Source organism: Candidatus Nanosynsacchari sp. TM7_ANC_38.39_G1_1 (assembly GCF_004138385.1).
The window spans coordinates 1-8152 of sequence record NZ_PQNZ01000035.1; the positions used below are offsets into that span (position 1 = coordinate 1).

The window sequence follows — 8152 nt, forward strand, 5'->3', positions numbered from 1 at the left end:
GAGATTTGTCTTTTTTCTCTGAGCCAGCCTTCGTGAGTGCATCTTCGTCAACAGGAATGACGGTAGAAAATTCTTTGACAAAGTTAGGGTTATTTTTCAGTGGCAACTGTGCTGAATCATTCACTTTTTCTTTGAGCAAGCGTTCAATTTCTGGCTTAATGTTGTCGCCTTCCAAAATCTTGCGGCGCATGACATACACCACGCGGCGGTGACGGTTGATGACGTTGTCGTACTGAACAACATTTTTGCGCGTATCAAAGTTATAGCCTTCGACTCGCTTCTGCGCTGCCTCCAACGTCTTGCTGACGGCACGATTCTGGATCGCTGTCTCCTCATCGACACCTAGGCGTTCCAACACATTAGCAATCCGCTCGCCCTGAAAGATACGCATCAAATCGTCCTCGGTCGAAACGTAAAATTGAGTGTCGCCTGGGTCTCCCTGCCGGCCGCCGCGGCCGCGCAGCTGATTGTCAATTCGGCGCGATTCGTGGCGCTCTGAACCAATGACCACTAGACCGCCCAGTTCTTTGACGCCCGGCCCAAGTTTAATATCGGTGCCGCGCCCAGCAATATTAGTAGCTAGCGTAATTGCGCCCTTTTCGCCAGCATGCGAGATAATCTCTGCTTCGCGCTCGTTGTTCTTGGCATTTAGAATTTCGTACTTAATACCTTCGCTATCCAAATATTTGGCGATCATTTCGTTTTTAGCGATTGAACCAGAGCCAACCAACACCGGACGGCCTTCATCGTGATATTCTTTGATCGCTTGAGCTACTGCTTTCAGTTTGCCTTTCTCGGTCTTGTAGATCAAGTCCTGATGGTCCTGGCGAGTAATTGGCTTGTTCGGAGGCACCACCACTACGTCAAGCGAATAAATTTGTTGAAACTCTTCAGCCTCAGTGAAAGCAGTACCAGTCATACCGCTAAGTTTTTTGTACAGTCGGAAGTAATTCTGAAAGGAAATCGTCGCTAGCGTCATGCTTTCCTGCAATACTGGTACGCCTTCTTTGGCTTCAATCGCCTGGTGCAAGCCTTCGCTATAACGGTTGCCTTGCTTGAGCCGACCAGTGTGCTCGTCAACGATTATCACCTCGCCATCGTTTGTCACCACATAGTCTTTGTCGCGATGAAACAGCGTTTGCGCCCGCAAAGCTTGATCCATGTGGTAAACGCTGCGCACATACTCTGGAGTGTATAAGTTTTTTATACCCAGCATTTTTTGGACTTTCTCGACGCCCTCGTCGGTCAGCGCGACCTGCTTGCGTTTCTCTTCCAAGGTATAATCTTCTGGCGTCAACTTCGCCGCAATCTTGGCAAATTGATAATAGCTGTCTGGATTCTCAGAGGCCGGCGCACTGATAATTAGCGGCGTCCGCGCTTCGTCAATCAGAATCGAGTCCACCTCATCGACAATCGCAAAATTCAAATCGCGCTGGCGCACAAGCTCGATATCGTTAACCATGTTGTCGCGCAAATAATCAAAGCCGAATTCATTATTAGTACCATAAGTAATATCTGCCTGGTAAGCTTCTTTACGGGTGCACGGACGAAGCTTCTTCATGCGCGGATCGGTATGCGCCTCATTGTCATAATTTTCGTCGTATAAGAATGAAGCCTCATTGATGATCACACCAGTCGATAAGCCTAACGCATTATAAATTTGCCCCATCCAACCAGCATCACGCTGCGCTAGATAATCATTGACAGTTACAACATGTACACCTTTGCCTTCAAGCGCATTCAAGTAGGCTGCTAGCGTCGACATCAAAGTTTTACCCTCGCCAGTCTTCAGCTCGGCCACGCTACCCTCATGCAATACCATTGAACCAATCAGCTGCACATCGTAATGGCGCTCGCCGATTGTCCGATCGGCCATCTCGCGCACCACCGCAAAAGCGTCTGGCAAAATCGTATCAAGCGTCACAGATTTCTTCTGCAAACGTTTGCGCAGAACATCGGTTTGGCCAGCCAATTCCTTGTCAGATAGTTTCTTGTATTTCGGGCCAAGCGCATTGATTTCGTCGACTTTCTTTTGTAAACGCCGCAAAATCCGCTTCTGCGGGTCACCGAAAACCTTCGTCAGCACCTTCTGTTGTGTTATCGCCATAACGTCAAATTTCCCTCACTTTCAGGTATTTTCCAAAAACTCCCCTAATTATAACTGTTTTCGGGGAGTTTTGGAAGAGGCTGCTACTAAATCGCTACTGCGTTTCGCGGTCAAAACCGCGTTTGAACCGCGCCAGTATATCGCGCCGGCCGACGTGAGCTAACAAATTTTGCTTGTACTTGCGAAGCTGCCCGGCTAGCTTGCGCTCGACGATGTCAGTTGCCGCCATAACGTTCATTGTCGAATCTTTAGCTTTGATAACCTGATCCGGCACGTTAATAATCACTTCGACTTCATATTTGTTGCCGTTATCGCGATTGACTTCCTCGATCTTCACCGAAGCACTCATAGTTTTGCGAGCATGCCGCGTCACTAAGCGATCTAATCTGCCGATTTTCTTGCTAATATACTTTCTCGTCGGTTCATCCAAAACGTAGCCGCCTACGCCAGTTATATCAATATCTGCAATCACTTTGACCCCTTTCGTTAAACCGATAATGTATTTTAATTATAGCATTTAGCCGCGGTGAGCGCTACCAATCGCCTCAGTAATATTCTGAAAGCCATCGCGATCGAGCAACTTAACCAGGCCTTCGTTAATTTCGCCGACAACCTGCGGCCCCTCAAACATTAGCGCCGTCACCATAGCCACCAGGCTCGCACCAGCACAAATCTTCTCGTAAGCATCCTCGGCAGTAAACACGCCGCCGACACCGATAATCACAAAACGATCGCGGTATTTGGCATAAGTTTTGAAAATTAAGCCAGTAGTAAGCTCCCGCGCCGGCTGGCCGCTGAGATTTCCCCTGATCTCGTTATCCAGCAATTTTGAATTACGCAGCGCCGAGCGGTCCTTGACTAGATTGCCAATCGTTAAACCGGCAATCTCATGCCGATCAATTACTGCTAGCAGCTTCATAAATTCCGGCCACTTTTTATCTGTCGGCATCTTAACGAAAATTGGCCGCGTTAAACGCAAGTCATCTACCGCCGTCAATAATTTATCCAGCCGCGCTGGCGTCGTAAACGGCTCGCCGCCATAAGTATTCGGACAGCTAATATTGATTTCGTACAACGGCGCGCAACCAGCTGCCTCTAGCTGGCGCAAACTTTGGCAATAGTCGGCAATCGCTTCGCTATCGCTAACATTTTCGGGATTATTGGTTTTAGCAACTGACACACTCAACGGGAAATCGCGCCACAGCCGCCGCGGATACCGCTTAATCCGTTGTATATTGCGAGCGACTCCGTTATTTGCCAAGCCGACGTTAACTACAATCGATTTCTCGCTCGGTAAGCGGCGAAACCACGGCCGCGGATTACCAGCACAAACCTGTGCAGTAGTCGAACCGCCAATTTCGAAACCTAAGCCAATCCGCTTAGCTATTGGCGGCAAGTCGAAGTTCTTGTCCAGCCCCGCCGACATCCCTAGCGGATTTTTGAATTTTAGGCCTAAGATCTCCTGCTCAAGCCGCGAATTTCGATAATTCCACACCCGCAAAATATTCTCGCCGCGCACTCGGTGCAGTGCTCGCGCCGCTTTGATCATACCCTCATGCGCTTTGTCTGGGTGTTGTCGAAAAAGCAACGGTTTAGCAAGTTTCTGGTAACCGCTGCGCGAGACTTGGCGAACCACTCGCTTCATCACAATTCCTCGCGATTACCCAGATATGGCCGCAGTACCTCTGGTACGCGCAGCTTACCGTCATCGGTCTGGTAATTCTCGATGATTGCTACTAGCGAGCGCGCCAAGCTCACCGCTGTACCATTAAGCGTGTGCAGTACCTGCAGCGAGCCGTCGCTGCGGCGCACGCGAATATTGAGATTACGCGCCTGAAAATCAGTACAGTTCGAGCAGCTAGTTAATTCACGATACTGATTATCAACTGGCGACCAGTATTCAATATCATATTTTTTGGCTGCTGGCGCACCGAGGTCGCCAGCCGCGATATTCACCACATGGTACGGCACGCCTAAGTTTTGCCAAATTTCTTCCTCGATCGACAAGATCTTTTCGTGCATTTGAGCTGATTGTTCTGGCGTACAAAAAATATACATTTCCAGCTTATTGAACTGGTGCACGCGGAACAGTCCGCGGCTAAACTTGCCAGCCGCACCCGCTTCTTTACGGTAGCAAGGGCTATAGCCAGCATAGAGCAGCGGCAGATTTTTCTCGTCGATGATTTCGTCAGCATGAAAGCCAGTCAGCGGCGCCTCAGCCGTGCCAATCAGCATGACATCTCCGCCGTCAATGAAATACTCATTACTTTCCTTGTCGCTCTTCGGGGCAAAGCCAGAACCGCGCGCCACTCGGCCCGACACCATGTGCGGCACCGTCATCGGAGTAAATCCTTTAGAAATCAACAGATTCAGCGCATACTGATAAATCGCATTCTCTAGCAGCATCAAATCGCCCTTGATGTAGTAGAATTTCGTGCCAGCCACCTTGGCGCCGCGTTCAAAGTCAAGCCAATCGCGACCAGCTGCAAAAGCTAAATGATCCTCAGCAGACTGGCGTTTATCGCCCCACTCTTTAACTTCCACGCTGTCCTTTTCACCGCCAAGCGGCACGTCATCAAGCGTTATATTAGGCACTGCGTCCATCTGCGCTTGGAAATCAGCGTCAACATCATGCAATTCGCTTTCTAATTCTGCTAGCTTTCCCTTCAGCGACCGGCCTTTTTCGACTAATTCTGGCGCTGGTTTACCGCCATTCATCTGGCTAGCAATTTCGTTGCGCTGCGTGCGCAATTCATCAACCTGCTGCTGCAATTGCCGTCGCTGCTCATCAGTGTCTAACAAACGAGCAATCGATACGTCATTGTAGCCTTTATTTTTTGCCGATTCCTGCACGCGATCGGCATGTTCTCGAATATAGCGAATATCTAGCATAACATTAGTATATCATCTCGTGGTACCGTACACCATACGGGCCTACCCGATGTATCCGCAAAGAGCTATGTTATTATAAGTTATTCTGTTCGCAGCGCCTCAATCGGGTCAAGTTTCGCCGCCTTGCGGCTCGGCAACCAACCAGCTACAATTGCCACCAACATCAGAGACAACACTACAACAACAGCGTCTAGCGGCTGGAAAATCAGCAAATCGTGCTTGCCTAGACCCAATGCTTTAGAAATAGCTGGGTTCGCTAGCGTACCGACACCCCAAGCACCTAGCACGCCGATCATACCGCCCAAAAAGCCAACCCAAGCTGCTTCGTAGCGGAACAACCGCCCGATATCACGTTTTGACGCGCCCAGAGCTTTCATCAGACCAATCTGCTGCGTCCGCTCGAGCACCGAAATATACATAGTGTTAATAATCCCGAACACACTCACCACCAAAGCCAAAATACCAAAACCCATCACAATAGTTTGCAAAATATTTACGAAAGTAAAAATCATACTCTGCACGTCTTTCGAAGTCATCGACGGATAACCGGCATCTTTCAAGTTATCGCGAACTTCCTCGGGAGTTTTACCGCCCGTGGCTGTCGCATTGGCAAAAATATACTTTTGATAAGCATCAGTTCCAGCAGTACTAAAGTCTGTTAATTCCTTAGCATCGCTCGAATCGATATACAGATTTGGCCGGCTAGCCATCTGGTCTGGCGATTTCTTGACAACCGCTACAATTTTGAATTGCTTATTTAGCGTCTTACCGCCAAGAAGCTCTTTGACACCCTCTTCGCCCTTCTCAATATACGCCTTTTGAATCGTCTCAGTGTCAGTCTGCTGCGGCTGTTGGTTAACTGTAATTGTTAGCGTCGAGCCAACCATTTCTGACGCTGTTTTGCCCAGTTTCTCAGTGTAGCTCTCTGGTATAATCGCCTCGCCTGGTGTCAGCTTTGTTCCCGACTTAATCTCGCGGCCAGCTGCAGATTCTAACTGCAGGGTATTATCTCGCATCATAACTTGGGCTACATATTTCTTATCATTCTTCACGCTAAATACTACATATTTTGGCCGCAGCTGATAGTTCGGCTCAACATTTTTAAGATCTTTGCGCTGGCGCAATTTTTCAATATCACTCTGAGTAAGCGTGTCATACTCTTGACCATAATACGACGCCGCATTAGGATTATATTCAGTTAATTCGCTTCTACCGCCTACCGCTGATCCAGCAGTAGTAACCCGCTTGTCCTTAGAAATGATTAAGCCATTTGGATCAATATTACTGTTAATAATCCGGTCGACATATTGCCTAGCGCCCTCCCCTACCATCAGGCTAGCCATAATCGCGAAGCCGCCGACAGCAATAGCTACACTTGTCAAGATTGTCCGCATTTTAGCGCGGCGCAAATTACGGCCGGCTCTAGCAACGATATCAGTAGTTTTCATTATTTTTCCTCCTCTGTAAGCTTGCTAGTCGACTTATTTTTAGCAGCTGATTTCTTGGCAATAGAGTCCGATTCGATTTTACCGTCTTTGATATGAATCACCCGCTGGCATTTTTGCGCTAAATCTTCATCGTGGGTCACGATAATTAGCGTAGCGTTGTTTTCTTTACAATAATTAAACAACAAATCCTCAATCACTTTTGAAGTTGCCGAGTCAAGATTACCAGTCGGCTCATCAGCAAATAAGATTTGCGGCCGACCGACAATCGCCCGAGCAATCGCCAAACGCTGTTTTTGCCCGCCTGAAAGGTCTTTGGCACGCGACTTAATCTTATCGCCCAAGTCAACCGCTTCCAGAGCTTCAATAATCCGTTTCTTACGGCCGATTCTTGCCACGCCCGCCGTCTCTAACGCCAAACTGACATTATCGTAACAACTCTCACCGCCTTCGACGAAGAAACTCTGGAAGATAAAACTCATCTTCTGCGCCCGGAATTTGTCAGTAGCCCGCGGCTTCAGCCGCAAAATGTCTTCGCCGTCAATTAGCACCTTGCCCTTTTGCGGCTTGTCTAGCCCGGAAATCGCATGCATCAGCGTCGATTTGCCACTACCGGACTTACCTAAAATAGCCACACTCGAGCCCTCTTCAATATTCAAGCTAACATCATCCAGCGCCGTAAAAGCATTCTTCTTTTTGCCGTATATTTTGGTAATATGTTTGACCTCAATCATTGCACTCTTTCTTTATTAATTTATATTGCCGTTATCGCGCCAGTCATTAGCAATAACATAATCATCACGCCCAAACCGATGCGGTACCGGATAAACAACGAAAAGTCATTACGGGCGACAAATTTCAACAGCCAAGCAATCGACCAATAGCCAACCGCAAAAGCCACCGCTGTCGCCAAAATTGTCGACACCCAGCCAACACCGCCGCCAATATATTTGTAAGCAGTCATCGCCTCCAACAAACCTGCCGCCACCAAAGCCGGAATACCCAGGAAGAAGCTTAATTTCGTCACCGTTACCCGATCAAAACCGCGAAACAGCCCCACCGAAATTGTCGCCCCCGAACGCGACACGCCCGGAATTAGCGCCAAACACTGCCCCAAACCAATCGCCAGTGTATCCCGCCAAGTTGTCTGCCGCTCGCCGCGCCGCACAGCGCTGCATTTGTCGGCTAGCCACATCACCAGGCTCCAGCCAATCAACGCAAAGGCCACAAACCATAAACTGCGCAGCACTGTCTCGACCTCATTTTTGAGAGCATAACCGATAGCCGCAATCGGCAGCGATCCAATAATAATCGCCCAGCCGTATTTGTAGTCAAACTGCCGGCGCGCCCGCTTCCACCACAGACCGCGCCACCAAGCGCTTAGCACTCGCCAAATATCATTTCGGAAATAAATTATCGCTGCAGCGATAGCGCCAATTTGAATAATAGCCGTAAAAGCCGTCAAACTCGGGTCGTTGATCCGCATACCCATCAATTTCTCGACAATCGTCAAATGCCCGGTCGACGACACTGGCAAAAACTCCGTTACTCCCTCGACAATACCCAATATGATAGCCTGCCACCATTCCATAATATTTAATAGTATAGCATCTGCAGCCGTCTCGGCAAAAATCTCAGCTATTTTTGCCCTTTTTACACTAAAAATGTTGACATAAGCGTGATTTTTTGCTATAAGTTATACAGAAAG

Annotated in this window: 7 protein-coding genes; all 7 read right to left on the reverse strand. The window is 48.6% G+C overall.

Going from position 1 to position 8152, the window contains the following annotated elements; genetic code table 11:
• On the reverse strand, positions 1 to 2107 hold a 2107-nt coding region (gene secA / locus G1ANC_RS02840), incomplete at its 3' end, for a preprotein translocase subunit SecA (RefSeq protein WP_129693512.1).
• Between the two features lie 94 nt (positions 2108 to 2201).
• Positions 2202 to 2579: a ribosome hibernation-promoting factor, HPF/YfiA family gene (gene hpf / locus G1ANC_RS02845; RefSeq protein WP_164997998.1), complete on the reverse strand. Its 378-nt coding sequence runs from the start codon at positions 2577 to 2579 to the stop codon at positions 2202 to 2204.
• 45 nt (positions 2580 to 2624) lie between these two features.
• Positions 2625 to 3752 carry a dihydroorotate dehydrogenase (quinone) gene (gene pyrD, locus G1ANC_RS02850; RefSeq protein WP_129693514.1) on the reverse strand — a complete coding sequence of 376 codons (1128 nt, stop codon included), beginning with the start codon at positions 3750 to 3752 and terminating at the stop codon, positions 2625 to 2627.
• A complete protein-coding gene (serS, locus tag G1ANC_RS02855) occupies positions 3752 to 4999 on the reverse strand; it encodes a serine--tRNA ligase (protein WP_129693515.1) in 1248 nt (415 codons plus the stop codon). The genes pyrD and serS overlap by 1 nt, the downstream gene beginning before the upstream one ends.
• An 80-nt stretch (positions 5000 to 5079) precedes the next feature.
• The gene (locus G1ANC_RS02860; RefSeq protein WP_129693516.1) at positions 5080 to 6447 is read right to left on the reverse strand and encodes an ABC transporter permease; all 1368 of its coding nucleotides are present in this window, start codon (positions 6445 to 6447) and stop codon (positions 5080 to 5082) included.
• Positions 6447 to 7178 (reverse strand): ABC transporter ATP-binding protein, encoded by a 732-nt coding sequence (locus tag G1ANC_RS02865; RefSeq protein ID WP_129693517.1) that lies wholly within the window; start codon positions 7176 to 7178, stop codon positions 6447 to 6449. The genes G1ANC_RS02860 and G1ANC_RS02865 overlap by 1 nt, the downstream gene beginning before the upstream one ends.
• A gap of 20 nt (positions 7179 to 7198) precedes the next feature.
• On the reverse strand, positions 7199 to 8035 hold the full coding sequence (locus tag G1ANC_RS02870; RefSeq protein ID WP_129693518.1) for an undecaprenyl-diphosphate phosphatase: 837 nt from the start codon (positions 8033 to 8035) through the stop codon (positions 7199 to 7201).
• Between the last annotated feature and the right edge of the window lie 117 nt (positions 8036 to 8152).